Consider the following 23,682-nt stretch of genomic DNA (forward strand, 5'->3'; position numbering starts at 1 on the left):
CCTCTCGAGCCTGCCCGCCGCAAGCGGAATGTTGGTGCAGTCGTGACCCTCGCGACGACCGAATGTGAGTTTGATCTGGCATGCAAACCAGATTGCCAAAACCGGCTCGACCCTTGGATCGCAAACCGAAAGGAGCTTCCGCCGCTACCCCCGACCACACCAGCCTGATGGCGTGCTCGGTCAAGTCAAGGTCAAGCCGCTGCGCGGCGGCCCTCCGGGCCGACCTTGACTTGACCTGCGCGCGCCATCTTCACACTGCCACGGTCGGGACGAAGAGCTGGCCTGCAATCGAACAAAGAGCTGATCAAACACCTTGACACGCAAACTCCCCATGTGAGCAATCCAGGATCTTTCCACGGAGATATTCTGGATTGTCGTCGCAAGTGCTCCTCGCAATGACGCCAAAGCAAAACGGGCATGCCTTCGTGAGAAGGCATGCCCGTCAAAACTCTCTTCGTGCGAAGCGCGCGCGCTCAGTGCACGCTGACGGCTTGCAGCTCGTTGCTCCAGGCGTTGGCTACAGCGGCTTCGCGGCTGTCGGTCAGCATGATCGGCGTGCCGTCGGCGGCGTGGAGCGCGAACAGCTTGAGGCCCGGCGCGATCTTCGGGGCTTCGGGGAACAGGCCGGGCACATCTTCGGAGCGGATCTGCTTCACATAGGCGATGTGGCCTTCGCCGAGGTTCGCCAGCGTCTCGGGCGAGGCGTTCCTGGCTTCATATTCGAACACAACTTGACCTTCACTCATGGTCTCGACTCCTTCAGGAAAACTAAGCGGTCGAGTCCGCTACTCGTTCCATTATTCGTGCTCATTGATAGCGATTGTCTTAACGATCCTCTCCGGTTCAGGCCGGGCAAGGTCGACCGACAACAACCCGTTCTTCAGATCCGCACCCAGCACCAGCATCCCCTCCGCCAGCACGAAGGTGCGCTGGAAGTGGCGCGCGGCGATGCCGCGATGGATGTATTGCCGGGACTTGTCGTCCTGCTGCCGCCCGCGAATCACGAGCTGGTTTTCCTCAATGGTTACATCGAGTTGGTCGCGGGTGAATCCGGCGACCGCCAGCGTGATGCGCAACCGCTCGGGCTGGCCGTCGGATCGTTCACACCTCTCGATATTGTAGGGAGGGTAACCGTCGGCGCCCTTGACGACACGATCGAGCACGCGCTCGATTTCGTCGAAGCCCAGAAGGAACGGACTGGAAAGCGTGGGAACACGAGACATAGTTTACAAAGTCCTCTCGAAGCGACTTTGGTGTGTCGGGGCCCTCGATGGCGCCCCTTGGTCAGCAATATGGGCATATCCCGGTGGGGTTCAAGCGGCTAGCCCCGGGCTGTGGATTCACTGCTTGCGGGTCGCCTTGCGATGGTGAATTTTCCGGGCGATTTATCCCAATGAAAACAGAGCCCGCCCTACTGTGCATGGGGTTGTTTTCGCGGCCTTGGGCAGCAGGACCCTTCGGAACCGGTCAAACCTCGATCCGCTTCCGCCCGTCGCCGCTGAACAGATGCAGCTTGGAACGGACTGCGGCGACGCGGATCCTCGCGCCGATGGCCGGCGCCTCGGTTCCGGGGATGCGGACGATGATGTCACCAGGCGGCAGTTCGCCCGGAGTGGCAGCAACGCGCTGCGCGTCCTGCGCGCGTGAGCCGTAAACGAAGGTCTCGGCGCCGACGCGCTCGATCGCTTCCACCGCCAGCGGCAGCGCAACGCCGCCTGATGGCGTCTGGTCGGTGATGACGAAGTCTTCGGGACGGATGCCGAGGATGCCGGCGTCGCCCGCATTGCCGAGCTGCGACTTGATCTCGTCCGCGCGCGCCGACATCAGATTCATCGGCGGCGCGCCGATGAACGAGGCGACGAAGGTCGTCGCCGGCTTCTCGTAGATCGCGAGGGGATTGCCGACTTGCTCGACCTGGCCGCCATTCATCACGACGAGAACGTCGGCGAGCGTCATCGCCTCGAGCTGGTCGTGGGTCACGTAGATCGATGTCGTGTTGAGCCGGCGCTGCAATTTGCGGATCTCGACGCGCATCGCGATGCGCAGCTTGGCGTCGAGGTTCGACAGCGGCTCGTCGAACAGGAACACTTTGGGCTGACGCACGATGGCGCGGCCCATGGCGACGCGCTGGCGCTGGCCGCCGGAGAGCTGGCGCGGCTTGCGCTCCAGCATCGGTGCGAGCTCGAGCACGCGCGCGGCTTCCTCGACGCGAGACTTGACCTCGGCCTCCTTCATGCCGCGGTTGCGCAGGCCGTAAGCCATGTTGTTGAACACGCTCATGTGCGGATAGAGCGCGTAGTTCTGGAACACCATCGCGATGTCGCGGTCGGCGGGCTCGACCTGGTTGACGATACGGCCACCGATGTCGATCTCGCCCGAGGTGATGGTTTCGAGCCCCGCGACCATGCGGAGCAGCGTCGACTTGCCGCAGCCGGAGGGACCGACCAGCACGCAGAACTGGCCGTCGCCGACCTCGACGTTGACGCCTTTGATCGCCTCGAAGCCGCCGGTGTAGGTCTTGCGGACGTTGCGCAGGGTGACGTTAGCCATATTCCTCTACTTCTCCGTCTCGACCAGGCCGCGCACGAACAATTTCTGCATGGCGAGGACGACGAACACCGGCGGCAGCATGGCCAGCACGGCGGTCGCCATCACGATGGGCCATTCGGTCAGCGCGTCGGTGGTGGTGATCATCTTGCGGATGCCGACCTGGATGGTCTGCATGTCGTCGCGCGTGGTGATCAGCAGCGGCCAGAGATATTGGTTCCAGCCGAGAATGAACAGGATCACGAACAGCGCCGCCATGTTGGTGCGCGACAGCGGCAGCAGCGTATCCCAGAAGAAGCGCAGCGGCCCGGCGCCGTCGATGCGCGAGGCCTCCAGCAATTCATCCGGCACGGTCATGAAGAACTGGCGAAACAGCAGCGTCGCCGTCGCCGATGCGATCAGCGGCAGCGCGAGGCCGGCATAGCTGTCGAGCATGTGCAGGTCCGCGACGATCTTGTAGGTCGGATAGATGCGCACCTCGACCGGCAGCATCAGCGTGATGAAAATGATCCAGAAGATCGCCATCCGGAACGGGAAGCGGAAATAGACGATCGCATAGGCCGAGATGATCGAGATCGCGATCTTGCCGACTGCGATCAGGAGCGCCATGATCAGCGAGTTCAGCATCATGTTGGCCACGGGCTCGCGGGTCGAGCCGCTCGTGCCGACGAAGATGGTTTGGTAGTAGACCTCGAAGAAATGGCCGCCGGGCAGCAGCGACATCTGCCCGTTGGCGATCAGCGCGTTGTCCTGGGTCGAGGCGACGATCGCGATGTAAACGGGGAATGCGACGATCGCGATCCCGATCCAAAGGATGATGTGAGCGACGTAGCGTCGAAAGCCCTCTTGCTCGACCATCAGTAGGTCACCTTGCGTTCGACGAAGCGGAACTGGATTCCCGTGAGCACGATGACGAGGATCATCAGGATCACCGATTGGGCCGCCGAGCTGCCGAGATTTCCGCCGAGCAGGCCGTCGGAGTAGACCTTGTAGACCAGCGTCACCGTCGACGTGCCGGGGCCGCCGCGGGTCATGGTGTCGATGATGCCGAACGTGTCGAAGAAGGCGTACACGATGTTGACCACGAGCAGGAAGAAGATGGTTGGCGACAGCAGCGGGAATGTCACGGTCCAGAACCGCCGCATCGGGCGCGCACCGTCGATTGCGGCGGCCTCGAACACGCTCTTCGGGATGGCCTGCAGCCCGGCGAGGAAGAACAGGAAATTATAGGAGATCTGCTTCCAGGCCGCGGCGACGATGATCAGCGCCGCAGCCTGATTGCCGTCGAGGAGCGGATTCCAGTCAATCCCGGCGGCGCGCAGATAACGCGAGATCACGCCCAGCGAGGGATGCAGCATGAAGATCCAGAGCACGCCGACGACCGGCGGCGCCACCGCGTAGGGCCAGATCAGCAGCGTGCGGTAGAGCATCACACCGCGCAGCGGCTTGTCGGCCATGACGGCGAGCAGCAGCGCGAAGGCCAGCGACGACACCGCGATCGCGAACGAGAAGAAGAAGGTCCGGACGATGGACTCGAAATAGGCGGGGTCCTTGAACAGCTCGATGTAATTGTCGAACCAGACGAAGCTCATCGACAGACCGAAGGCGTCCTGCAGCAGGAAGGACTGGATCACCGCCTGCAGGGCGGGCCAGTAGAAGAAAATCAGAACCACTGCCAGTTGCGGGGCAACCAGCAGATACGGCAACAGCTTTGATCGGAAAATCGCTTGCTTTTGCATGACAGGGTGACGCCGGCAGGCCGCTTGTCGCAGCCTGCCGGCGTCGTCGCCTTATTTCACGGCGGTCTTTTCGAACTGACGCAGCATGGTGTTGCCACGCTCGACGGCCGAATCCAGTGCCTGCTTGGCGGTCTTCTTGCCGGCCAGCGCCTGCTCGATCTCTTCGGCCCAGACGTCACGCAGCTGAACCATGTTGCCGAGGCGCAGACCGCGTGAATTCTCGGTCGGCTCCTTGTTGGTCAGCTCGAGCAGCGGAGTCTCGAGATAAGGCTGGTCCTTGTAGAAGCCCTCGGCCTTGGCCTTCTCATAGGCCGCCTTGGTGATCGGCAGATAGCCCGAGGCCTTGTGAATCCAGACCTGGCGATCCGTGTCCGAGAGGAAGGTCAGGAACTTTGCGACGCCCTTGTACTCGTCGGCCGATTTGCCGCCCATGATCCAGAGTGAGGCGCCACCGATGATCGAATTCTGCGGTGCGTCCTTGACGTCAGGATAGTACGGCATCGGCGCAGCGGTGAAGTTGAACTTGGCCTGCGCCTTGATGTTGGCGAACAAAGACGAGGAGCTCAGGAAGATCGGGCACTCACCCGAGGTGAAGCGGCCTTCGCCCTGATTGGTGCGGCCGGCATAGTCGTAGGTCTTGTCCTTTTGAAGCTCGATCAGCTTCTCGAGATGCCTGATCTGAACCGGACCATTGAACTCCAGCACGGTGTCGAAGCCGTCGAGCCCATTGGCCTTGCTGGCGAGCGGCACGTTGTGCCAGGCGGACAGTTGCTCGAGATTGACCCAGGTGACCCACGCGTTCGAGAACCCGCAGGTCGGATGGCCGTTGTCGTGCAGCTTCTTGGCTGCCTCGAAGGTTTCAGGCCAGGTCTTCGGGATCTCGACATTGGCCTTCTTGAGTTCGTCGAGGTTGACCCACATGACTGTCGACGACGAGTTGAAGGGGAAGGACAGCATCTCGCCCTTCGAGGTCGAGTAGTAGCCGGTAATAGCGGGGAGGTAGACCTTCGGATCGAACTTCTCGCCGGCGTCGGCCATCAGCTTGTAGACCGGCTTCACTGCACCGGTCGCAGCCATCATGGTCGCGGTGCCGACTTCGAACACCTGCATGATGTGCGGGGCGTTGCCCGCGCGGAATGCCGCGATGCCGGCATTCATCGTATCAGGGTAGCTGCCCTTGTAGGTCGGGACGACCTTGTAGTCGCTCTGCGATGCATTGAAGTCGTTGGCGAGCTTGACGATGACGTCGTTGTTCGCGCCCGTCATGGCGTGCCACCACTGGATTTCAGTGACGGCAAGCGCCGGCGAAGCGGTCATGCCAACCGCGATTGCAACAGCGGCAGCTGCCCCAAAATGTCGAAGAGCCATCAAGTAAACCTCCCTTAACCGTCCCTCAGCCGTCTCTTGGCCGTCAAAAAGAAGCGCTTGCGCTAGCAGCGCCACATGACGTTCACATGACTGTGTAAGCGGCCGAAACGAAAGCGGCAAGCGCGGGAAAAGGGAAGTCGTCAAATAGGCGAAGGCGCAGCGCAGGAGCCTCCTCCGCTCGCAGTGCACATGCGTGCATGCGCCGCACTGCGGCATTGGATGACGTGAGTCGAAATCGAGCCGCGGGCTCGAAAACCTCTCCCGCTTGCGGGAGAGGTCGGTGCGAAGCGCCGGGTGAGGGCTTTCTCCTCCAGGGGATTGTCCCGCTGCGGCGACACCCTCTCCCCAACCCTCTCCCGCACCCGGGAGAGGGAGCGCACCACCTAGCGCTTGCGCTCGGGCCCGCAGACCGTGCCCTGCGCGACCATGGCGTCGATCTCCGCCTTTGAGTAGCCGAACTCGCCCAACACCTCGGCGGCGTGCTGGCTGAACTTCGGCGGCAGGCGGCGCAGGCTCGGCTTGCTGCGATCGAGCCGGATCGGCGAGGCCACGCCCTTGTACCAGTCCTTCTCGATGACATCGCCGCGCGCGATCGTGTGCGGATTTGTCAGCGCCTGGTCGATCTTCTGCACGGGACCTGCGGGCAGGCCGGCCGCGAGCAGGCGATTGCACAGCGGCTCGGCCGCGTGCTGGCTGAACACGGCGGCCAGCTCGGCGCGCAGCGCCTCGCGATTGGCGATGCGGTCCTTGTTGCGGGCAAAGCGTGGGTCGGTACCGAGCTCGGGCTTGCCGATCTCCTTGGCGAGCTTGCGGAAGGTGCCGTCGTTACCGACGCCGATGAAGATGTCGTCGGTCTGGGTCGGGAAGATCGCGTAAGGCACGAGGTTCGGATGCTCGTTGCCGGTGAGCGAGGGCGGCTTACCATGCATGAAATAATTCGCGGTGTGCGGATGCATGATGGCAAGGCCGGTCTCGTACAGCGTCGTCTCGAGGAACTGGCCCTTGCCCGAGCGCTGCCGTTCCGACAGCGCCATCAGGATGCCGATCGCCGCATAAAGTCCGGTGGTGATGTCGACCAGGGGCACGCCGATCCGCATCGGGCCACTCTCTTGCGAGCCGGTCGCCGCGATCATGCCGGTCATGGCCTGGATGATGGCGTCATAGCCGGGATTGCCGCCGCGCGGGCCGTCGGCGCCGAAGCCGCAGATCCGGCAATGCACGAGGCGCGGATATTTCTTGCTGAGCACATCGTTGCCGATGCCCCATTTCTCCAGCGTGCCCGGCTTGAAATTCTCGATCAGAACGTCGGCGGTTTCCAGCATCCTGAGCAGCACGACACGGCCGCCCTCGGAGGCGAGGTCGAGGCCGATCGAGCGCTTGTTTCTGTTGATGCCGACGAAATAAGCCGCATCCTCCTCGTGGAAGGGAGGGCCCCATTCGCGCACCTCGTCGCCCGCAGGCGGCTCGACCTTGATGACGTCGGCGCCATGATCGGCGAGGATCTGGGTGCAGTAGGGGCCGCCGAGCACGCGCGTGAGATCGACGACGCGCAGTCCGCTCATTGCGCCCAAAACGGCTTCAGTCATGCCTTCGCTTCCCCTGTGTCAATGTTGGCCACAGGCCTAGCGAGGTTCGTGCGCCCCAGCAATGCCTCGCTGCGGAGGGGGATATGCACGCGCGCGCCGCATCCCGCGGCATGGCAAAACCAAAACGGAAGCGGCCGGCCCAGGGGGACCTCGCGCGGGGTCCCGGGCCAGCCATTCCATCGTCGATCAGACGACCGTCAGGCGGACGTCGACATTGCCGCGCGTCGCGTTGGAATACGGGCACACCTGATGCGCCTTCTCGACCAGCGCCTCGGCGTCCGCGCGGGACAGGCCCGGCAGCGAGACGGCCAGATCGATGTCCAGGCCGAAGCCGCCGGCCGAGCGCGGGCCGATGCCGACGGTCGAGGTCACGGAGGCATCGGCGGGAACCTTCGGGCCACCCTGCGACGACACGAACTTCATCGCGCCGATGAAGCAGGCGGCATAGCCGGCCGCAAACAGCTGCTCTGGATTGTTGCCGACGCCACCGCCACCACCGAGCTCCTTCGGCGTGGTGAGCTTGACGTCGAGTGCGCCATCGAGGGTCGCAGCATGGCCGTCGCGGCCCCCCGTGGCTTTTGCGCTGGTCTTGTAGAGCACGTTCACGGACATTTTCGTCTTCCTTGGATGTTCGGGTTGGCGATGCGATCCATATTGCAAACAATTAGATTGTGCGCAATGTATATTCCGGTCTCTCACATTTAATTGTTCGCAATTGAATGTCCGCCCGCCCGGTCCCACAATGCGGGTCAGTCCCGCGAGATTCTGCATGGCCCGGAAATCATCGACCCTCGATCCGCAACGCCTCGACAACCAGATCTGCTTCGCGGTCTATTCGGCCGCGCATGCCTTCAATCGTGTCTACAAGCCGCTGCTCGACCGCCTCGGCCTGACCTATCCGCAATATCTGGTGATGCTGGTGCTGTGGGAGCGCGATGACGTCCCGCTCAAGGAGATCGGTGAAAAGCTGTTTCTGGATTCCGGCACGCTGACGCCCCTGTTGAAGCGTTTGGAAGCAGCCCATCTGGTCAAGCGCACGCGAAGCAGCGAGGACGAGCGTCAGGTGCTCATCGCGCTGACTCCGCAAGGCCATGCGCTGAAAGACAAGGCGCGCAGCGTGCCGCAGTCGATCCTGGCCGCTTCGGATTGCTCGGTGTCGGAACTGGTCGCGATGAAGGACGAGATCGTGGCGTTAAGGGACCGGCTGAATGCGGTGATTGGGGAGTAGGGCGGTTAGGACACCTCGATTAGAAGTGCTTCTTCGCGAATGCCCGCCCAGAGCCAGATTTCAGATATCGTTCGAATGCGACAGCGCGTGCGGCATCGTCGAACGCGAAGCAGGTCCGTATTCGCCAGGGCCCATATTTCGAGGTGTGTGGTACCTCGCCGGAGTTGTGCTTCGCCAGACGGGCTCGCAAGTCGTCGGTGATGCCGACGTAGAAATGCTCGGAATCGAGACTCTCAAGGATGTAGCCATATTTCATCGCTCCTTCCTCCCGACGGGCAGGATAGCAGCTTCGAGACGCGTCTAGGGTGTTGCCTTTGCCCACCGCAGCTTGGGAATGACGGCTCCAGTCCGCCGTCGCCCTACGGGCTATGGCGGGACAGCCTTCGCTCACTTCGCTACGAGGGACTTCCCCAGGCTTGCCTAGCCGAAGCTCGCGAAGCGAGCGAAGGCTGGTGGAGCCAGGCGGGATCGAACCGCCGACCTCTTGCATGCCATGCAAGCGCTCTCCCAGCTGAGCTATGGCCCCTTTAGTCCAGATGGGACGATCCTGGGGGATCCGTCCCGGCCGTCGAGCCGTCTAAGCGACTCGCGCGGTGCACCCTTTTTCACAGATCAGGGCTGACCTCAAGTCTCTTCATCACCTCCGACGTCACCAATGATGTCGGTGACGTCCTCGTCGCCCTCTTCTTCGTCGGCAATGAAGGTCGAATCGTCGTCATCGTCGTCGTCGAGGGTATCGTCGACCTCGATATCGTCCTCGGATTCGGGGACGACGGCCTTAACCTTGCCGGTGTTCTCCTCGGCATCGGCCTCCTCGAGCGAGACCTCTTCGACCTCGGCCGGCTCCGGCGCGGCGTCCGCGGCGGCTGCGTGGCGGGCCTCGGCGCCGCGTCCAGCGCGGGCGGTCGCAATCGGCGCGATCGGCACCACCTCGCCGGTATAGGGCGAGATCACCGGATTCTTGTTGAGGTCGTAGAACTTCTTGCCCGTGGTCGGGCAAATACGTTTGGTTCCGAGTTCGGACTTGGCCACGGCAGAGGAATCCTGGGAATGTCTGAAAAGCGGTGCTTCACTTGGCTAGTTGGCGGCCCGCTGTCAATAGCGCATTACGAGAGAAAGACATGCTCGTGACGGCGGGAAGGGCATGTGGTACCTGCCCGCAGCCGCTATCAGGCACATTCAAGGACACAATCTTGACTCATTCCGAGAACCCGGCGCCGCTCAAATCGCGCTCAAGCGGTCCCCTGACCGGAAAAGTACGGGTGCCCGGCGACAAGTCGATCTCCCACCGTGCCCTCATCCTGGGCGCGCTCGCGGTCGGCGAGACCCGGATTACCGGCCTCCTCGAGGGCGAGGACGTCCTCAACACCGCCAAATCCATGCAGGCCCTCGGCGCCAAGGTCGAGCGCACCGGCGATTTCGCCTGGAAGGTCCAGGGCGTCGGTGTCGGCGGCTTTGCCCAGCCCAAGGCCGCGCTGGATTTCGGCAACTCGGGCACCGGCTGCCGGTTGGTCATGGGCGCCGTCGCCGGCTGCCCGATCTCGGCAGTGTTCGACGGCGATGCCTCGCTGCGCAGCCGACCGATGCGCCGGATCCTCGATCCGCTCGAGAAGATGGGCGCAAAGGTCGTGTCCGGCGGCGAGGGCGGCCGGCTGCCGCTGACCGTGCAGGGCGCGCGCGATCCGCTGCCGATCAGCTACAAGACCCCGGTTGCCTCGGCCCAGATCAAGTCGGCGGTGCTGCTGGCGGGCCTCGCTGCGCCTGGCACCACCACGGTGATCGAGAGCGAGGCCAGCCGCGACCACACCGAACTGATGCTGAAACATTTTGGCGCTGACATCACCTCGGTGCGGGAAGGCCAGCACGGGCGCCGCATCACGCTCGTGGGTCAGCCCGAGCTGCACGGCACCACCGTCATCGTGCCGGCTGATCCCTCATCTGCGGCATTTCCCGTGGTCGCGGCGCTGATCGTCGAAGGCTCAGATGTCGTCCTCTCCGACGTCATGACCAATCCGTTGCGCACCGGCCTTTTCACGACGCTGCGTGAAATGGGCGCTTCCATCGAGGAAAGCGAAGTGCGTGGCGACGCCGGCGAACCGATGGCGCGCTTGCGCGTGCGCGCCTCAAAGCTGCGCGGCGTCGAGGTGCCGCCGGAGCGCGCGCCGTCGATGATCGACGAATATCTGGTGCTGGCCGTCGCGGCGTCCTTCGCCGAAGGCACGACCATCATGCGCGGCCTGCAGGAGCTGCGCGTCAAGGAATCCGACCGGCTCGAAGCCACCGCCGACATGCTTCGCGTCAATGGTGTGAAGGTGACGATCTCCTGCGACGATCTGATCGTCGAAGGCCGCGGCCATGTGCCTGGTGGCGGCACCGTCGCCACGCATATGGACCATCGCATCGCGATGTCCGCGCTGGTGATGGGCTGCGCCTCCGACCAGCCGGTGACGGTCGACGACACCGCCTTCATCGCCACCAGCTTCCCGGATTTCATTCCGATGATGCGTTCGCTTGGGGCCGAGTTCTCATGATCATCGCCATCGACGGACCCGCGGCCTCGGGCAAGGGCACGCTCGGCAAGCGCCTGGCCCATCATTACGGCTATCGTCATCTCGATACCGGCGTCATCTATCGCGCCGTCGCGTACGAATTGATGCAGTCCGGCCAGGATCTCCGGGACGAGGCGGCGGCGGTCGCGGCTGCGCTGGAACTCGACCCGGAAAAATTCGGCAATCCGGCGTTGAAGACGCAAGCCGCCGGTGAGGGCGCTTCGATCGTCTCGGCGATTCCCCGGGTGCGCGAGGTCCTGCTCAATTTCCAGCGGCAATTCGCCGCCGATCCGCCGGGCGCCGTGCTTGACGGCCGGGACATTGGAACCGTGATCTGTCCCCATGCCGACGTGAAGATCTTCGTCGTGGCCGATCCCAAGGTGCGTGCCCGCCGCCGCACCATGGAGGCGCGGGCGCGGGGTGAGGAGGCGGATGAGGCGGCCGTGCTCGCCGACATCATCCAGCGCGACGAACGGGACAAGAACCGGCCGATAGCGCCTTTGAAACCGGCCGCGGATGCTTACTTGCTAGATAACTCCCAACTGGATATAGAAGGCGGCGTCCGGGCCGCCATCGACATTATCGAGGCCGTCCGAGCGGGCCGGTTGCGGGGTTAAGCCGCGGCCGTCATTGGAGGAAGCGCCCGCTCCCGCTCTTTGAGGTCGATACTCTCGGTCCCTGTTTGGGGTCGACGCGATCCAGGCTCCGGACAACAGATTTCAACGTATCGAACGTGCGGGCCCAGCCGGCCCGCTTCCGCTGCTTCGGTCGCAAGATCGAGCATCGAGCGGTCGCTCGAAGGTCTTGCGGACCTTCCGACACTGCGCGCGCGATACGCCCATGAACCCAACGGCCGGCAAGACATCCGCAACTGGAGAACAAATGGCTTCGACTTCCGCTGATACCTACAGCCCGTCGCGTGACGATTTCGCCGCGATGCTCGACGAGTCCTTCGCAGGGGGCAACCTGCAGGAGAGCTCCGTCGTCAAGGGCAAGGTGGTTGCAATTGAAAAGGACATGGCCGTCATCGACGTCGGCCTGAAGACCGAAGGCCGCGTTGCGCTGCGCGAATTTTCCGGCCCCGGCCGTGACAGCGAAATCAAGGTTGGCGACGAGGTCGAAGTGTTCCTCGACCGCATCGAAAACGCCCTCGGCGAAGCCGTGCTGTCGCGCGACAAGGCGCGCCGCGAAGAGAGCTGGGGCAAGCTGGAGAAGGCGTTCCAGAACAACGAGAAGGTCACGGGCGTCATCTTCAACCAGGTCAAGGGCGGCTTCACCGTCGACCTCGACGGCGCCGTGGCCTTCCTGCCGCGTTCGCAGGTCGACATCCGTCCGATCCGCGACGTTGCGCCCCTGATGAACAACGCGCAGCCGTTCCAGATCCTCAAGATGGACCGCCGCCGCGGCAACATCGTCGTTTCCCGCCGTACGGTTCTCGAAGAGACCCGCGCCGAGCAGCGTCAGGAGCTGGTGCAGAACCTCGAAGAGGGTCAGGTCATCGACGGCGTGGTCAAGAACATCACCGATTACGGTGCGTTCGTTGATCTCGGCGGCATCGACGGCCTGCTGCACGTCACCGACATCGCGTGGCGCCGCGTCAACCACCCGACCGAGGTGCTCTCGATCGGCCAGACCGTGAAGGTCAAGATCATCAAGATCAACCACGAGACGCACCGCATCTCGCTGGGCATGAAGCAGCTGCTGGACGATCCGTGGCAAGGCATCGAAGCCAAGTACCCGCTGGGTGCCCGCTTCACCGGCCGTGTCACCAACATCACCGACTACGGTGCGTTCGTCGAACTCGAGCCGGGCATCGAAGGCCTGATCCACGTCTCCGAGATGTCGTGGACCAAGAAGAACATGCACCCCGGCAAGATCGTGTCGACCTCGCAGGAAGTCGACGTGCAGGTGCTGGAAGTCGATTCCGTCAAGCGCCGCATCTCGCTCGGCCTCAAGCAGACCATGCGCAACCCGTGGGAGGTCTTCGTCGAAGGTCACCCGACCGGTTCGGTGGTCGAGGGCGAAGTCAAGAACAAGACCGAGTTCGGTCTGTTCCTCGGCCTCGAGGGCGACGTCGACGGCATGGTCCACCTCTCCGACCTCGACTGGAAGCTTCCGGGCGAGCAGGTGATCGACAACTACAAGAAGGGCGACATGGTCAAGGCCGTGGTGCTCGATGTGGACGTCGAGAAGGAGCGTATCTCGCTCGGCATCAAGCAGCTCGAAGGCGACCCCTTCGCCGAGCCGGGCGATGTCAAGAAGGGCGCGGTCGTGACCTGCGAAGTGCTCGAAGTGAAGGAAAGCGGTATCGAGGTGAAGATCGCCGGCACCGATTTCACCACCTTCGTCAAGCGCTCGGAGCTCGCGCGTGACCGCAACGACCAGCGCGCCGAACGCTTTGCCGTCGGCGAGAAGGTCGATGCCCGCGTGATCCAGTTCGACAAGAAGGCCCGCAAGGTCCAGGTGTCGATCAAGGCGCTCGAAGTCGCCGAAGAGAAGGAAGCCATCGCGCAGTACGGCTCCTCGGATTCGGGAGCGACGCTCGGCGACATCCTGGGCACCGCGCTCAAGAACCGCGACAGCAAGTAAGCGAAACGCACGTTTTGCTGACATCAAAGCCCCGGCCAGCGCCGGGGCTTTTTTGTTGCGGCTCCCAACGGGCCGCGCGGGGCCTTGTTTTCTTCAAATTACGCCGCAATTGGTGTATCCAGACCGGCGTTGATCACGTCGTGACGGCACGACGCAAGCGGTCCTTCATCTGGAGATATCTCGATGTCGCTCGATTCGGACATCATCGTCGATCGCCGCAGGATCCGCCGCAAGCTGACGTTCTGGCGCGTGGTGGCCGCGCTGATCGCGATCGCCGCGATCGCGGGTTTTGCGCTGGTCGCGACGCCAGGTGCGCGCGGTACTTTCGCCTCTGCCGGCGCCATCGCCCGTGTGCAGATCGACGGCCTGATCCGCAGCGATGCCGAGCGTACGCGGGCGCTGGAGCGGCTGGAGAATTCGCAGGCTGCGGCCGTCATCGTTCACGTCAATTCGCCTGGTGGCACCACCGCCGGCTCCGAGCAGCTCTACGACTCGCTGACGCGGCTGAAGGCGAAGAAGCCGCTGGTCGTCGTGGTCGAAGGTCTTGCGGCGTCCGGCGGCTACATCACCGCGATCGCGAGCGACCACATCATCGCCCAGCAGAGCTCGCTGGTGGGCTCGATCGGCGTGCTGTTCCAGTTCCCCAATTTCAGCGAGCTGTTGAAGACGATCGGCGTCAAGGTCGAGGAGGTGAAGTCCACGCCGCTGAAGGCCGCGCCCAATGGATACGAGCCGACCAGCCCGGAAGCCCGGGCCGCGCTGGATGCGCTGGTGAAGGATTCCTATGCCTGGTTCAAGGATCTGGTGAAGCAGCGCCGTGGCATGGATGACACGCAGCTCGAAAAAGTGGTCGATGGCCGCGTCTTCACCGGCCGCCAGGCGATCGATCTCAAGCTGATCGATCAGCTCGGCGACGAGAAAACCGCGGTGACCTGGCTCGAGGAACAGAAGGGCGTCAAGAAGGGTCTTTCCGTGCGCGACTACAAGCTCGAGCCGCGCTTTGGCGACCTGCCGTTCATCAAGGCGGCGGCCTCAGTGACGCTGGAAGCGCTTGGATTCAGCGCGATTGCGCATCAGATCGAGCAAACCGGCGTTGCGCAGGCGGTGGATCGCGCCGGGCTGGATGGAATGCTGGCTTTGTGGCAGCCGGCCGCGTCGAACTGACCAAAAAAATTGGGAACCACGCGAGCCCGCGACTTTTTTCCCGTTCGGCGGGTGGCTGTGCAGTCTGTTTTTTCGGCATTTGTCACGCATTTTCACGACGCCGGGCCTTGATTTAGCGACTTGACAGATCAAGGCATTTTCACGGAAATGGTCATCCGCACGCTTCCGGGTCCTATCTCTCGATGATCAAATCCGAACTTGTTCAGCGTATCGCCGAGCACAACCCGCATCTGTACCAGCGGGATGTCGAGAACATTGTGAATGCGATTCTCGAGGAGATCGTAGCGGCACTCGCGCGCGGCGACCGCGTCGAGTTGCGCGGCTTCGGCGCTTTCTCGGTCAAGCACCGCCCCGCGCGCGCCGGCCGCAATCCGCGCACCGGCGCCCATGTCCCTGTCGATCAGAAGAGCGTTCCGTTCTTCAAGACCGGCAAGGAAATGCGCGAGCGGCTCAACCGGGACCATCCGGATCCGGGCGCCCCGGACTGACGCTGCCGTCCGGGCTTTACCTGATGGCCGCAACGATGCGGCAGCAAGCTTGATTCAAGACGAGCGCTCGCGATGCGAAAGTTCCTGACCGCGCTGATCGTGATTCCGCTGGCCCTGATCCTGGTGACCTTTGCGGTCGCCAACAGGCATGAGGTCACGGTTTCGTTTGATCCCTTCATGGCGGCTGATCCGGCCTTGTCGCGCACCGTCCCGTTGTTCCTTCTCCTGATCCTGGTGGCTGCCTTGGGTGTCATCGTCGGCGGCTGTGCCGTCTGGTTCGGCCAGCGGCACTGGCGGCGCGCTGCGCGCCGGCATGAGGCGGATGCCCGGGCTGCCCGGGTCGAGCTGGCCGATCTGCGGGCCCAGGCGGCTCCTGCCAAGCCCGAGGCCCAGCGTCTCCCGGTACCCTCTGGGGTGGGCCTTTATGGGCCTGTCGGGCGAGACAAGCAGCGCGCGACGTTGTAGAAGCGGCCCCGACCGAAAAGCCCGCTTCCTGGCCGCCATTTGCGGCCTCCATTTGCATTGAGACCATGTCCCTGCTCGTCAAGATCTGCGGCCTGTCCACGTCAGAGACGCTCGAAACGGCGCTCGACGCGGGTGCCGACATGGTGGGGTTCGTGTTCTTTCCGCCGTCGCCACGGCATGTGTCGCTGCAGACCGGGCGTGAGCTCGGGCGTCAGGTGAAGGGACGCGCGCAGAAAGTGGCGCTCACCGTCGACGCCGACGACGCCACGCTCGACAACATCATGGACGCGCTGTCGCCCGATATCTTCCAGCTTCACGGCCAAGAGAGCGTGGCGCGGCTGCGCGACATCAAGCAGAGGTTCGGCCGTCCGGTGATGAAAGCCGTGCCGGTCGCATCAGCCTCCGATCTCGCCGTCCTGCCTGGCTACGCCGCAGTCGCCGACCGCCTGCTGTTCGACGCGCGCGCGCCGAAAGACGCAACCCGTCCCGGCGGATTGGGCGCCCCGTTCGACTGGCACCTGCTGGAAAATCTCGATCTGGAGCTGCCCTACATGGTTTCGGGCGGGCTTCACGTCGACAACGTTGCGGAAGCCGTCCGCGTCACTCGCGCCGGCGGCGTCGATGTGTCCTCCGGGATCGAGAGCGCCCCGGGCGTCAAGGATCCGGAGCTGATCAAAGCCTTCATTCGCGCCGCGCGCGCCACCCAAGAGTCGAGCGTTCGATGAACATCGCCAAACCAAATTCCTACCGCAGCGGGCCCGACGAGCGCGGCCATTTCGGCATCTTCGGCGGACGCTTCGTCGCCGAAACCCTGATGCCGCTGATCCTGGATCTGGAGAAGGCCTATAGCGCGGCCAAGGCCGACCCGGCGTTCCAGGCCGAGATGAACGGCTATCTCAAGAACTATGTCGGCCGGCCCTCGCCGCTCTATTTCGCCGAACGCCTCACCGAGCATCTCGGCGGCGCCAAGATTTACCTCAAGCGCGAAGAGCTCAACCACACCGGCTCGCACAAGGTGAACAATGTGCTCGGCCAGATCATGCTGGCGCGGCGCATGGGCAAGAAGCGCATCATCGCCGAAACAGGCGCCGGCCAGCACGGTGTCGCCACTGCGACGCTGTGCGCGCGCTTCGGTCTCGAATGCGTCGTCTATATGGGCGCGGTCGACGTCGAGCGGCAGCAGCCCAACGTCATCCGCATGGAGATGCTGGGCGCGACGGTGGTCCCGGTCCAGTCGGGCACGCGCACGCTGAAGGACGCGATGAACGAGGCGCTGCGCGACTGGGTCACCAACGTGCACGACACCTTCTACTGCATCGGCACCGTGGCGGGCCCGCATCCCTATCCGACGCTGGTCCGCGACTTCCAGTCCATCATTGGCGTCGAGACCAAGACGCAGATGCAGGAGGTCGAGGGCCGCCTGCCGGATTCGCTGGTCGCCTGCATCGGCGGCGGCTCGAACGCGATGGGCCTGTTCCACCCGTTCCTCGACGATCCCTCCGTCGAGATCTTCGGCGTCGAAGCCGCGGGCCACGGGCTCACGCAGCTGCATGCAGCCTCGATCGCGGGCGGCCGCCCCGGCGTGCTGCACGGCAACCGCACCTATCTGCTGATGGATGCCGATGGCCAGATCCAGGACGCCCATTCGATCTCGGCCGGCCTCGACTATCCCGGCATCGGCCCCGAGCATTCCTGGCTGCATGAGGTCGGCCGCGTCAATTATCTCTCCGCGACCGATGACGAAGCGCTCGCCGCATTCCAGCTACTCTCGAAGCTCGAAGGCATCATCCCCGCGCTCGAGCCTGCCCACGCCATCGCCAAGGTGATGGAGCTCGCGCCGAAGCGGGCGAAAGACCACCTGATGGTCGTCAATCTCTCCGGCCGCGGCGACAAGGACGTCCCCCAGGTCGGCGACATCCTGAAGGGCAAGAGCAAGTGAGGCGCGCGTCGCCCTCTCTTTACCTCTCCCCGGCGGGGAGAGGTCGGCTGCGCAGCATGAGCTTCCCGTGCAGCGTCACGAAGTCGACGACGTATCGATCAACCGGATGCTGGCGGCGAAACTTCGAGCGGGCGAGCTGCCTGTTGCGCAGCGCCTGCCAAAGCTTTGCTTCGGCGCTCGTCTGGGACTCGCGGAGCCTTCGTGCTCTGGACTTGAACCTCTCCATCCCCCTCACCCGGCTGCTTCGCAGCCGACCTCTCCCCGGAGGGGAGAGGTATAGCACAGCGGCCGCCGAATCATGACCACGCGTATCGACACCCGTTTCGCCGAGCTCAAGAAGCAGGGCCGCGCGGCCTTCGTCACCTATGTGATGGCCGGCGATCCCGATCCGGCGACGTCGCTCGAGATCGTCAAGGCGCTCTCAAAATCAGGCGCCGAAATCATCGAGCTCGGCATTCCCTTCACCGATCCGATGGCGGATGGTCCGTCGATCCAGGCTGCCGGGCTCCGCGCGCTCAAGGTCGGCATGACCTTGAAGAAGACGCTCGATCTCGTGCGCGACTTCCGCAAGGAGGACAACATCACGCCGCTGGTGTTGATGGGTTACTACAATCCGATCTACATTTACGGCGTCGACAGGTTTTTGGCTGATGCCAAGGCATCAGGCGTTGACGGCCTCATCATCGTCGACTTGCCGCCGGAAGAAGACGATGAGCTCTGCATTCCCGCGCTGAAGGCGGGGCTGAACTTCATTCGCCTGGCGACCCCGACCACCGACGACAAGCGCCTGCCCGCGGTGCTCGCGAACACATCGGGGTTTGTCTATTACGTCTCCATCGCCGGCATCACCGGTGCAGCGGCCGCGGACTCCAATACCGTCGGGCAAGCTGTCGCCCGCATCAAGCAGCATACCAAGCTGCCGATCTGCGTTGGTTTTGGTATCCGCACGCCGGAGGCGGCGCGCGCCATTGCCGAGAAGGCCGATGGCTCGGTGGTCGGCACCGCGCTGGTCGATGCGCTCAAGAACAGTCTCGATGCGGAAGGGCGGGCGACCGCCAAGACCGTTAACGCCGTGGCTGAGCTGACGGCGGCCCTGGCCCAGGGCGTCAGGGCTGCGAAACAGGCGGCCGAATAGGCCATAATTCCGCTTTGGCTTTTTTGTTTGAGCATGATCTTGTCGGAAAACCGCTTCACACTTTTCCGGATCGTGCTCTAACGCGGACGACACGGCGGCTTGCCGGGTAACGGCCCGGCCGCCATATATCTCTTCAGGCGGCCCCCAGCGGGTCAGCACATCGGAGCAAACCATGAACTGGCTTACCAATGTGGTCCGGCCGAAGATCCGCAACATGCTGCGGCGGGAGACGCCGGAGAATTTGTGGATCAAGTGCCCGGATTCGGGACAGCTCGTGTTCTACAAGGACGTCGAGGCCAACCAGTTCGTCATCCCCGGCTCGAACTACCACATGCGCATGGGCGCTGTGGCGCGGCTGAAGTCGATCTTCGACAACGAGACTTGGTTCGACGTGGCCTTGCCCGATGTCACGCCGGATCCGCTCAAATTCCGCGACGAGAAGAAGTACGTCGATCGCATCAAGGATGCGCGTGCCCGCACCAATCTGAACGATGCGGTCAAGGTTGGCTACGGCAAGCTCGAAGGCGCTGGTGTCGTCGTCGCCGTGCAGGATTTCGATTTCATGGGCGGCTCGCTCGGCATGGCCGCAGGCGAGGCCCTCGTGCGCGGGCTCGAGCTTGCGGTCGAGAAGAAGTCGCCCTTCATCGTGTTCGCCGCCTCAGGCGGTGCGCGCATGCAGGAAGGCATCCTGTCGCTGATGCAGATGCCGCGCACCACGGTTGCCGTGCAGATGCTGCGCGAAGCCAAGCAACCCTACATCGTGGTGCTGACCAACCCGACCACCGGCGGCGTCACGGCATCCTATGCGATGCTCGGCGACGTCCAGATCGCCGAGCCCGGCGCGCTCATTGGCTTTGCTGGCGCGCGCGTGATCGAGCAGACCATCCGCGAGAAGCTCCCCGAGGGTTTCCAGCGCGCCGAGTATCTCAAAGAGCACGGCATGGTCGACATGGTCGTGCATCGCCATGAACTGCGTCCGACCCTGGCGCGGCTTTGCCGCCTGCTGACCAGAGCGCCGGCGCGTGAGAACGCGTCCAGGCCGACGCAGCCTGTCGTCAGCCCGGCGCAGATCGTCTCGGCGGCTGAAACGGCGCCGGCTGCGCCACACGCGTGAACGCGCCGTCGGACAGCACAAAGAAGTCGCTCGATGAGGTGATCGGGCGGTTGTCGGCCTTGCATCACAAGCGCATTGATCTCGGGCTGGAGCGGATGTACCGCCTGCTCGAGCGGCTCAGCCACCCCGAACGCAAGCTGCCGCCGGTCATCCATGTCGCCGGCACCAACGGCAAGGGCTCGACGGTGGCCTATCTGCGCGCGACGCTGGAGGCCGCTGGCCTGCGCGTCCACGCCTACACCTCGCCCTATCTGGTCCGGATCAACGAATGTTTCCGGCTCGGCCGCGCCGGCGGCGGCGTGCTCGTCTCCGACGATGAATTGCGCGCGGCGCTGGAAGAGGTCGAGCGCGTCAATGCGGGCGAGTCCGCGACAGTGTTCGAACTCAAGACCGCGGCGGCGTTCCTCTTGTTCGCGCAAAATCCTGCCGATGCGGTTCTGCTCGAAGTCGGCCTCGGCGGCCGGCTCGATTCGACCAATGTGGTCGACATGCCTGCGGCCTCCGTGATCACGCCTGTCAGCATGGACCACATGGATTTCCTCGGCGACACGCTGGCGTCGATCGCCACCGAGAAGGCCGCAATCATCAAGCATGGCGTGCCCGTGATTTGCGCCGAGCAGTCGCCAGAGGCGATGGCCGTGATCGAGGCGCAGGCCAAGTGCATGCGCGCGCCGCTGTTTACCGCGAACGAAAGCTGGCACGTCAACGTCGAGCATGGGCGCCTGGTCTATTCAGACGAGCAGGGCCTGATGGATCTCGCCGCGCCGCGCCTGTTCGGCCGCCATCAGTTCGACAATGCCGGTCTTGCGATCGCGACGCTGCGCGCGGTCAAGGCGTTCAGGGTCAATCAGGCGGCGTTCGAAGCCGGTATCGTCGGTGCCGAATGGCCGGCGCGGATGCAGCGCCTCACTTCGGGTGAGCTGCTCGCTCTCGGTCCGCAGGGCAGCGAGATCTGGCTCGATGGTGGGCACAATGCCGAAGGGGGCCGCGTCGCCGCCGCCGCGCTCGGCGATCTCGAAGAGCGGGTGTCGCGACCGCTGGTCGTGATCGCGGGCATGATGGCCAATAAGGACGCGCAGGCGTTTCTCGCCAATTTCGCCGGTCTCACCCGTCACATCATCGCCGTGCCGATTCCCGATGCGGAAAACGCCATGCCGGTGGACCGCCTTGCGGATGCCGTGCGCAGCCTCGGCATGCGCGTCGAGATCGCGCCCGGCATCGAGGCCGCGCTGCGCGCCTTGTCGAAGCTCGCCTACGAGGTGCCGCCGCGCATCCTCATAACAGGCTCGCTCTATCTCGCCGGGCACGTTCTGGGCCTCAACGGCACGCCTCCTGCATAAGCGCTCGTGTCCCGCACGCGCGAAGCGCGAGCCGGGACCCAGAAGCCGCATGGGCCCCGGCTCCGCGGTGCATCACTGCGCGCTGCGCCGCGTCCGGGGCACGAGAGAGGGGAGAGCAACAATGCGCTTTGCTGCGATTGCCGACGTCCACGGAAACTATCTCGCGCTGGAGGCGGTGCTATCAGACATTCGCGCGCTCGGCATCTCGGACATCGTCAATCTCGGCGACATGCTGAGCGGCCCGCTCGACGCGCGGCGCACCATCGAGATCCTGATGCCGCTCGACACCATGCATGTGCTCGGCAATCATGATCGCTATCTGCTCGATCGCGCACCGGAGAAGATGGGCTCCTGGGATCGCCCGGCGCATGCGCAGCTCACTGCGACGCAGCTCGACTGGCTGCGCGCGCAACCGATGACGCGTTTGTTCCGTGACGAGGTCTTCCTCTGTCACGCGACGCCCGACGATGACGAGGTCTATTGGCTCGATGCGGTGCACCCTGACGGCACGGTCGCGCTGTCGCCGCTGGACCGGATCGAGCAGTTCGCGCAAGGCATCACGCAATCGCTGATCCTTTGCGCCCACACCCACCTCGCCCGCGCCGTGAGGCTTCGCGATGGCCGCATGATCGTCAATCCCGGCAGTGTCGGCAGCCCCGGCTATCGCGACGTGCATCCGTTCCCGCATGTCGTCGAGGCCGGCACGCCGCACGCGCGCTACGCCATTCTCGAACGCATTGACGGCGCCTGGCAGGTGACGTTCCGCCAGATCTCGTACGATCACGAGACGATGGCCGCACTGGCCCGCCGCAACAATCAGCCCGAGCTCGCGAACGCACTGGCGACGGGGTGGATCAGCTCGTGAATGGTGAAACCGGGCTCGGTCAGCTGGGTTCATAACAAACTTCGATCCCCAGCTTCGGCGGCAGTGGACACCATTTGGCCGAGCGCTCGGTCGACCATCGGCTTGGCCCACCCGGTGCCTTGCCGCTGAAGCCTCCTGGACACGCGACATGCGCTTCAACGCCGGGCACGCACCTTTGCTCCGAGGCGTCTTGACCGTATCATATGTGCGCTTATTATATGGGCGCTTACTGAATACAGGAGACCGGGGCCATGAGTGACGAAACCACCTGGAAGACGGAATACGCCATCGAGACGAGCGCGTCCGCGCAGACGATCTGGGGCATCTTTCGCGATGTCCCCGCCTGGAAAAACTGGAACGCGGGCATCGAGCAGATCGACATCGATGGGCCTTTTGCATCAGGCACCTGGTTCAGCATGAAACCGCCCGGCGAGGAGGCGCTGCGCTCGCAACTGGTCGATGTTCGCGAGAATGTCTGCTTCGTCGACGAAACGCGGGTCGGCGACCTCGCCATTCTTGTCGCGCATCGCATCGAGCCGCTCGGGCCGGCGCGGACGCGAATTGTCTACGCCGTCGACGCCTGGGGGCCCGGGGCCGCCGAGATCGGCGCGGCGGTTTCCGCCGACTTCCCCGAGGTGCTGGCGAGCCTTGCCAAACTGGCTGAAGGGACGCGATGACGAAGCCACCGCTGCCGACCCGTCTGTCCGGCCCCGCTGAAAGCCCGGGCTACCTGCTCTGGAAGATCTCGAACGCGTGGCAGCGGCGGCAGCGGGCGGCGCTTCAGCCCTACGAGCTCACCCATTCCCAATTCGTGCTGCTGGCGACGGCGACGTGGTTCGCCGCGTCCGAGACGCTGACTCAGGCACGGCTCGCCCAGCTCTGCGGCGTCGATCCCATGACGACATCGCAGGTGCTGCGGGCGCTGGAAGCAGCACGGCTGATCCAGCGGGTCGACCACCCCGACGATCCGCGCGCCAAGGCCATTTCGGTCACCAAGGCTGGCCGCGACGTTGCCCGCAAGGCGGTCGTGGCGGTCGAGGAGGCCGACGCCGCGTTCTTTGAGCCGTTGGGGTCCGATACCAAGCGGCTGGTTGCGATGTTCCAGGCGCTCGTCGAGGGCAATGAGTGAGTCGATGCTACGGCAAGACAAACGGCCGGCTATTCGCCGGCCGCTGCAGAATTCCCTGGGGCTCGTGACGTGGATCAGACCGCGGAGGTGATCCACTGCTGCAGCTTCGCCTTCGGTGCGGCGCCGACCTGGCGGGAGGCCATCTCGCCGCCCTTGAAGATCATCAGGGTCGGGATCGACATCACGCCGTATTTCGACGCGGTCTTCGGGCTCTCGTCGACGTTGAGCTTCACGATCTTGACCTTGTCGCCCATCGCGCCGGCGATCTCGTCGAGTGCGGGTGCGATCATGCGGCAGGGGCCGCACCATTCGGCCCAGAAATCGACGACGACGGGGCCGTTCGCCTTGAGCACCTCGGCTTCGAAATCGGTGTCAGAAACCTTGCCAACGGCCATTGGAGTACCTCACTCGGTTGAAAGATCGGCGCGCATGGGAAT

General features: G+C 64.0%; 27 protein-coding genes, 1 tRNA gene and 1 pseudogene. 15 read left to right on the forward strand and 14 right to left on the reverse strand.

Annotated features, from left to right (window positions below; translation table 11 throughout):
• Positions 1–473: 473 nt before the first annotated feature.
• The 8 genes from BM222_RS30580 to BM222_RS30615 all read right to left on the reverse strand — a co-directional run bounded on the left by BM222_RS30580 (position 474) and on the right by BM222_RS30615 (position 7,852).
• Positions 474–746: a BQ00720 family protein gene (locus BM222_RS30580; protein WP_092236605.1), complete on the reverse strand. Its 273-nt coding sequence runs from the start codon at positions 744–746 to the stop codon at positions 474–476.
• Positions 747–797: 51 nt separating this feature from the next.
• The gene (locus BM222_RS30585; RefSeq protein WP_092236606.1) at positions 798–1,223 is read right to left on the reverse strand and encodes an Hsp20 family protein; all 426 of its coding nucleotides are present in this window, start codon (positions 1,221–1,223) and stop codon (positions 798–800) included.
• A 244-nt stretch (positions 1,224–1,467) separates the two neighbouring features.
• Positions 1,468–2,550 (reverse strand): sn-glycerol-3-phosphate import ATP-binding protein UgpC, encoded by a 1,083-nt coding sequence (locus tag BM222_RS30590; RefSeq protein ID WP_092236607.1) that lies wholly within the window; start codon positions 2,548–2,550, stop codon positions 1,468–1,470.
• Between the two features lie 6 nt (positions 2,551–2,556).
• Positions 2,557–3,405: a sn-glycerol-3-phosphate ABC transporter permease UgpE gene (gene ugpE, locus BM222_RS30595; protein WP_092236611.1), complete on the reverse strand. Its 849-nt coding sequence runs from the start codon at positions 3,403–3,405 to the stop codon at positions 2,557–2,559.
• Positions 3,405–4,286 (reverse strand): sn-glycerol-3-phosphate ABC transporter permease UgpA, encoded by an 882-nt coding sequence (gene ugpA, locus BM222_RS30600; protein ID WP_092236615.1) that lies wholly within the window; start codon positions 4,284–4,286, stop codon positions 3,405–3,407. The genes ugpE and ugpA overlap by 1 nt, the downstream gene beginning before the upstream one ends.
• A 51-nt stretch (positions 4,287–4,337) precedes the next feature.
• The gene (ugpB, locus tag BM222_RS30605) at positions 4,338–5,654 is read right to left on the reverse strand and encodes a sn-glycerol-3-phosphate ABC transporter substrate-binding protein UgpB (RefSeq protein WP_092236633.1); all 1,317 of its coding nucleotides are present in this window, start codon (positions 5,652–5,654) and stop codon (positions 4,338–4,340) included.
• Between the two features lie 383 nt (positions 5,655–6,037).
• Positions 6,038–7,240 (reverse strand): CaiB/BaiF CoA transferase family protein, encoded by a 1,203-nt coding sequence (locus BM222_RS30610; RefSeq protein ID WP_092236636.1) that lies wholly within the window; start codon positions 7,238–7,240, stop codon positions 6,038–6,040.
• Between the two features lie 186 nt (positions 7,241–7,426).
• On the reverse strand, positions 7,427–7,852 hold the full coding sequence (locus tag BM222_RS30615) for an organic hydroperoxide resistance protein (protein ID WP_092236639.1): 426 nt from the start codon (positions 7,850–7,852) through the stop codon (positions 7,427–7,429).
• Positions 7,853–8,009: 157 nt separating this feature from the next.
• Between BM222_RS30615 and BM222_RS30620 the strand changes: the two genes are divergently transcribed.
• Positions 8,010–8,468, forward strand: coding sequence for a MarR family winged helix-turn-helix transcriptional regulator (locus tag BM222_RS30620; RefSeq protein WP_092236642.1), 459 nt, complete (start codon positions 8,010–8,012; stop codon positions 8,466–8,468).
• Between the two features lie 19 nt (positions 8,469–8,487).
• On the opposite strand, the gene BM222_RS41475 is transcribed toward BM222_RS30620, so the two are convergent.
• The 3 genes from BM222_RS41475 to BM222_RS30635 all read right to left on the reverse strand — a co-directional run bounded on the left by BM222_RS41475 (position 8,488) and on the right by BM222_RS30635 (position 9,500).
• Positions 8,488–8,724 (reverse strand): GIY-YIG nuclease family protein, encoded by a 237-nt coding sequence (locus BM222_RS41475; protein ID WP_177243567.1) that lies wholly within the window; start codon positions 8,722–8,724, stop codon positions 8,488–8,490.
• 194 nt (positions 8,725–8,918) lie between these two features.
• Positions 8,919–8,994 (reverse strand) — tRNA-Ala (locus BM222_RS30630).
• Between the two features lie 98 nt (positions 8,995–9,092).
• Entirely contained in the window at positions 9,093–9,500 is a 408-nt protein-coding gene (locus BM222_RS30635) for a TIGR02300 family protein (RefSeq protein WP_092236644.1), read from the reverse strand.
• Positions 9,501–9,661: 161 nt separating this feature from the next.
• Here BM222_RS30635 and aroA point away from each other — a divergent pair, with 161 nt between their 5' ends.
• The 8 genes from aroA (at position 9,662) to trpB (ending at position 17,662) form a co-directional block, all read left to right on the forward strand.
• Entirely contained in the window at positions 9,662–10,999 is a 1,338-nt protein-coding gene (gene aroA / locus BM222_RS30640) for a 3-phosphoshikimate 1-carboxyvinyltransferase (protein WP_177243568.1), read from the forward strand.
• Positions 10,996–11,634 (forward strand): (d)CMP kinase, encoded by a 639-nt coding sequence (gene cmk / locus BM222_RS30645; protein WP_092236646.1) that lies wholly within the window; start codon positions 10,996–10,998, stop codon positions 11,632–11,634. The genes aroA and cmk overlap by 4 nt, the downstream gene beginning before the upstream one ends.
• A 265-nt stretch (positions 11,635–11,899) precedes the next feature.
• On the forward strand, positions 11,900–13,606 hold the full coding sequence (gene rpsA, locus BM222_RS30650; protein WP_177243569.1) for a 30S ribosomal protein S1: 1,707 nt from the start codon (positions 11,900–11,902) through the stop codon (positions 13,604–13,606).
• Between the two features lie 183 nt (positions 13,607–13,789).
• Positions 13,790–14,770, forward strand: coding sequence for a signal peptide peptidase SppA (gene sppA, locus BM222_RS30655; protein WP_092236648.1), 981 nt, complete (start codon positions 13,790–13,792; stop codon positions 14,768–14,770).
• Between the two features lie 182 nt (positions 14,771–14,952).
• The gene (locus BM222_RS30660; protein ID WP_007598410.1) at positions 14,953–15,258 is read left to right on the forward strand and encodes an integration host factor subunit beta; all 306 of its coding nucleotides are present in this window, start codon (positions 14,953–14,955) and stop codon (positions 15,256–15,258) included.
• Between the two features lie 72 nt (positions 15,259–15,330).
• Positions 15,331–15,723 carry a lipopolysaccharide assembly protein LapA domain-containing protein gene (locus BM222_RS30665; protein ID WP_092236652.1) on the forward strand — a complete coding sequence of 131 codons (393 nt, stop codon included), beginning with the start codon at positions 15,331–15,333 and terminating at the stop codon, positions 15,721–15,723.
• Between the two features lie 65 nt (positions 15,724–15,788).
• Positions 15,789–16,448, forward strand: coding sequence for a phosphoribosylanthranilate isomerase (locus tag BM222_RS30670; RefSeq protein WP_092236659.1), 660 nt, complete (start codon positions 15,789–15,791; stop codon positions 16,446–16,448).
• Positions 16,445–17,662, forward strand: a complete 1,218-nt coding sequence (gene trpB / locus BM222_RS30675; RefSeq protein WP_092236677.1) for a tryptophan synthase subunit beta — start codon at positions 16,445–16,447, stop codon at positions 17,660–17,662. Before BM222_RS30670 ends, trpB begins: the two co-directional genes overlap by 4 nt.
• A 19-nt stretch (positions 17,663–17,681) precedes the next feature.
• Here the strand turns inward: trpB and BM222_RS30680 are convergent, their stop codons facing one another.
• The gene (locus tag BM222_RS30680; RefSeq protein WP_092236680.1) at positions 17,682–17,888 is read right to left on the reverse strand and encodes a DUF559 domain-containing protein; all 207 of its coding nucleotides are present in this window, start codon (positions 17,886–17,888) and stop codon (positions 17,682–17,684) included.
• Positions 17,889–17,960: 72 nt separating this feature from the next.
• Here BM222_RS30680 and trpA point away from each other — a divergent pair, with 72 nt between their 5' ends.
• From trpA to BM222_RS30700, 4 genes are all read left to right on the forward strand, one after another.
• Positions 17,961–18,797: a tryptophan synthase subunit alpha gene (gene trpA / locus BM222_RS30685; RefSeq protein ID WP_092236691.1), complete on the forward strand. Its 837-nt coding sequence runs from the start codon at positions 17,961–17,963 to the stop codon at positions 18,795–18,797.
• Positions 18,798–18,969: 172 nt separating this feature from the next.
• Positions 18,970–19,911, forward strand: coding sequence for an acetyl-CoA carboxylase, carboxyltransferase subunit beta (gene accD, locus BM222_RS30690; protein WP_092236692.1), 942 nt, complete (start codon positions 18,970–18,972; stop codon positions 19,909–19,911).
• Complete coding sequence (locus tag BM222_RS30695) at positions 19,908–21,251, forward strand: bifunctional folylpolyglutamate synthase/dihydrofolate synthase (protein WP_092236693.1); 1,344 nt, start codon at positions 19,908–19,910, stop codon at positions 21,249–21,251. Before accD ends, BM222_RS30695 begins: the two co-directional genes overlap by 4 nt.
• 121 nt (positions 21,252–21,372) lie before the next feature.
• A complete protein-coding gene (locus BM222_RS30700; protein WP_092236709.1) occupies positions 21,373–22,116 on the forward strand; it encodes a metallophosphoesterase family protein in 744 nt (247 codons plus the stop codon).
• Between the two features lie 28 nt (positions 22,117–22,144).
• Here the strand turns inward: BM222_RS30700 and BM222_RS42445 are convergent.
• Positions 22,145–22,255: pseudogene (locus BM222_RS42445) on the reverse strand (ATP-dependent DNA ligase); the annotation flags it as partial.
• A 112-nt stretch (positions 22,256–22,367) separates the two neighbouring features.
• On the opposite strand from BM222_RS42445, the gene BM222_RS30705 reads away from it, so the two are divergent.
• Together BM222_RS30705 and BM222_RS30710 are read left to right on the forward strand one after the other, a co-directional pair.
• Positions 22,368–22,793: an SRPBCC family protein gene (locus tag BM222_RS30705; RefSeq protein WP_092236712.1), complete on the forward strand. Its 426-nt coding sequence runs from the start codon at positions 22,368–22,370 to the stop codon at positions 22,791–22,793.
• On the forward strand, positions 22,790–23,245 hold the full coding sequence (locus BM222_RS30710; protein WP_092236713.1) for a MarR family winged helix-turn-helix transcriptional regulator: 456 nt from the start codon (positions 22,790–22,792) through the stop codon (positions 23,243–23,245). Before BM222_RS30705 ends, BM222_RS30710 begins: the two co-directional genes overlap by 4 nt.
• Before the next feature lie 74 nt (positions 23,246–23,319).
• Here BM222_RS30710 and trxA read toward each other — a convergent pair whose 3' ends face one another.
• Positions 23,320–23,640 carry a thioredoxin gene (gene trxA, locus BM222_RS30715; protein WP_007598398.1) on the reverse strand — a complete coding sequence of 107 codons (321 nt, stop codon included), beginning with the start codon at positions 23,638–23,640 and terminating at the stop codon, positions 23,320–23,322.
• Positions 23,641–23,682: the final 42 nt, after the last annotated feature.

The organism is Bradyrhizobium sp. Gha, from assembly GCF_900113735.1.
Classification (GTDB): domain Bacteria; phylum Pseudomonadota; class Alphaproteobacteria; order Rhizobiales; family Xanthobacteraceae; genus Bradyrhizobium.

Coding starts and splice junctions, on each gene's coding strand:
- BM222_RS30660 (WP_007598410.1), top strand. CDS start 14,953: ATGATCAAATCCGAACTTGTTCAGCGTATCGCCGAGCACAACCCGCAT.
- trxA (WP_007598398.1), bottom strand. CDS start 23,640: ATGGCCGTTGGCAAGGTTTCTGACACCGATTTCGAAGCCGAGGTGCTC.
- BM222_RS30705 (WP_092236712.1), top strand. CDS start 22,368: ATGAGTGACGAAACCACCTGGAAGACGGAATACGCCATCGAGACGAGC.
- BM222_RS30710 (WP_092236713.1), top strand. CDS start 22,790: ATGACGAAGCCACCGCTGCCGACCCGTCTGTCCGGCCCCGCTGAAAGC.
- BM222_RS30700 (WP_092236709.1), top strand. CDS start 21,373: ATGCGCTTTGCTGCGATTGCCGACGTCCACGGAAACTATCTCGCGCTG.
- trpA (WP_092236691.1), top strand. CDS start 17,961: ATGACCACGCGTATCGACACCCGTTTCGCCGAGCTCAAGAAGCAGGGC.
- trpB (WP_092236677.1), top strand. CDS start 16,445: ATGAACATCGCCAAACCAAATTCCTACCGCAGCGGGCCCGACGAGCGC.
- ugpA (WP_092236615.1), bottom strand. CDS start 4,286: ATGCAAAAGCAAGCGATTTTCCGATCAAAGCTGTTGCCGTATCTGCTG.
- ugpE (WP_092236611.1), bottom strand. CDS start 3,405: ATGGTCGAGCAAGAGGGCTTTCGACGCTACGTCGCTCACATCATCCTT.
- BM222_RS30680 (WP_092236680.1), bottom strand. CDS start 17,888: ATGGAGAGGTTCAAGTCCAGAGCACGAAGGCTCCGCGAGTCCCAGACG.
- BM222_RS30620 (WP_092236642.1), top strand. CDS start 8,010: ATGGCCCGGAAATCATCGACCCTCGATCCGCAACGCCTCGACAACCAG.
- BM222_RS30670 (WP_092236659.1), top strand. CDS start 15,789: ATGTCCCTGCTCGTCAAGATCTGCGGCCTGTCCACGTCAGAGACGCTC.
- BM222_RS30585 (WP_092236606.1), bottom strand. CDS start 1,223: ATGTCTCGTGTTCCCACGCTTTCCAGTCCGTTCCTTCTGGGCTTCGAC.
- sppA (WP_092236648.1), top strand. CDS start 13,790: ATGTCGCTCGATTCGGACATCATCGTCGATCGCCGCAGGATCCGCCGC.
- BM222_RS41475 (WP_177243567.1), bottom strand. CDS start 8,724: ATGAAATATGGCTACATCCTTGAGAGTCTCGATTCCGAGCATTTCTAC.
- BM222_RS30665 (WP_092236652.1), top strand. CDS start 15,331: ATGCGAAAGTTCCTGACCGCGCTGATCGTGATTCCGCTGGCCCTGATC.
- BM222_RS30590 (WP_092236607.1), bottom strand. CDS start 2,550: ATGGCTAACGTCACCCTGCGCAACGTCCGCAAGACCTACACCGGCGGC.
- accD (WP_092236692.1), top strand. CDS start 18,970: ATGAACTGGCTTACCAATGTGGTCCGGCCGAAGATCCGCAACATGCTG.
- BM222_RS30580 (WP_092236605.1), bottom strand. CDS start 746: ATGAGTGAAGGTCAAGTTGTGTTCGAATATGAAGCCAGGAACGCCTCG.
- BM222_RS30610 (WP_092236636.1), bottom strand. CDS start 7,240: ATGACTGAAGCCGTTTTGGGCGCAATGAGCGGACTGCGCGTCGTCGAT.
- cmk (WP_092236646.1), top strand. CDS start 10,996: ATGATCATCGCCATCGACGGACCCGCGGCCTCGGGCAAGGGCACGCTC.
- BM222_RS30615 (WP_092236639.1), bottom strand. CDS start 7,852: ATGTCCGTGAACGTGCTCTACAAGACCAGCGCAAAAGCCACGGGGGGC.
- ugpB (WP_092236633.1), bottom strand. CDS start 5,654: ATGGCTCTTCGACATTTTGGGGCAGCTGCCGCTGTTGCAATCGCGGTT.
- rpsA (WP_177243569.1), top strand. CDS start 11,900: ATGGCTTCGACTTCCGCTGATACCTACAGCCCGTCGCGTGACGATTTC.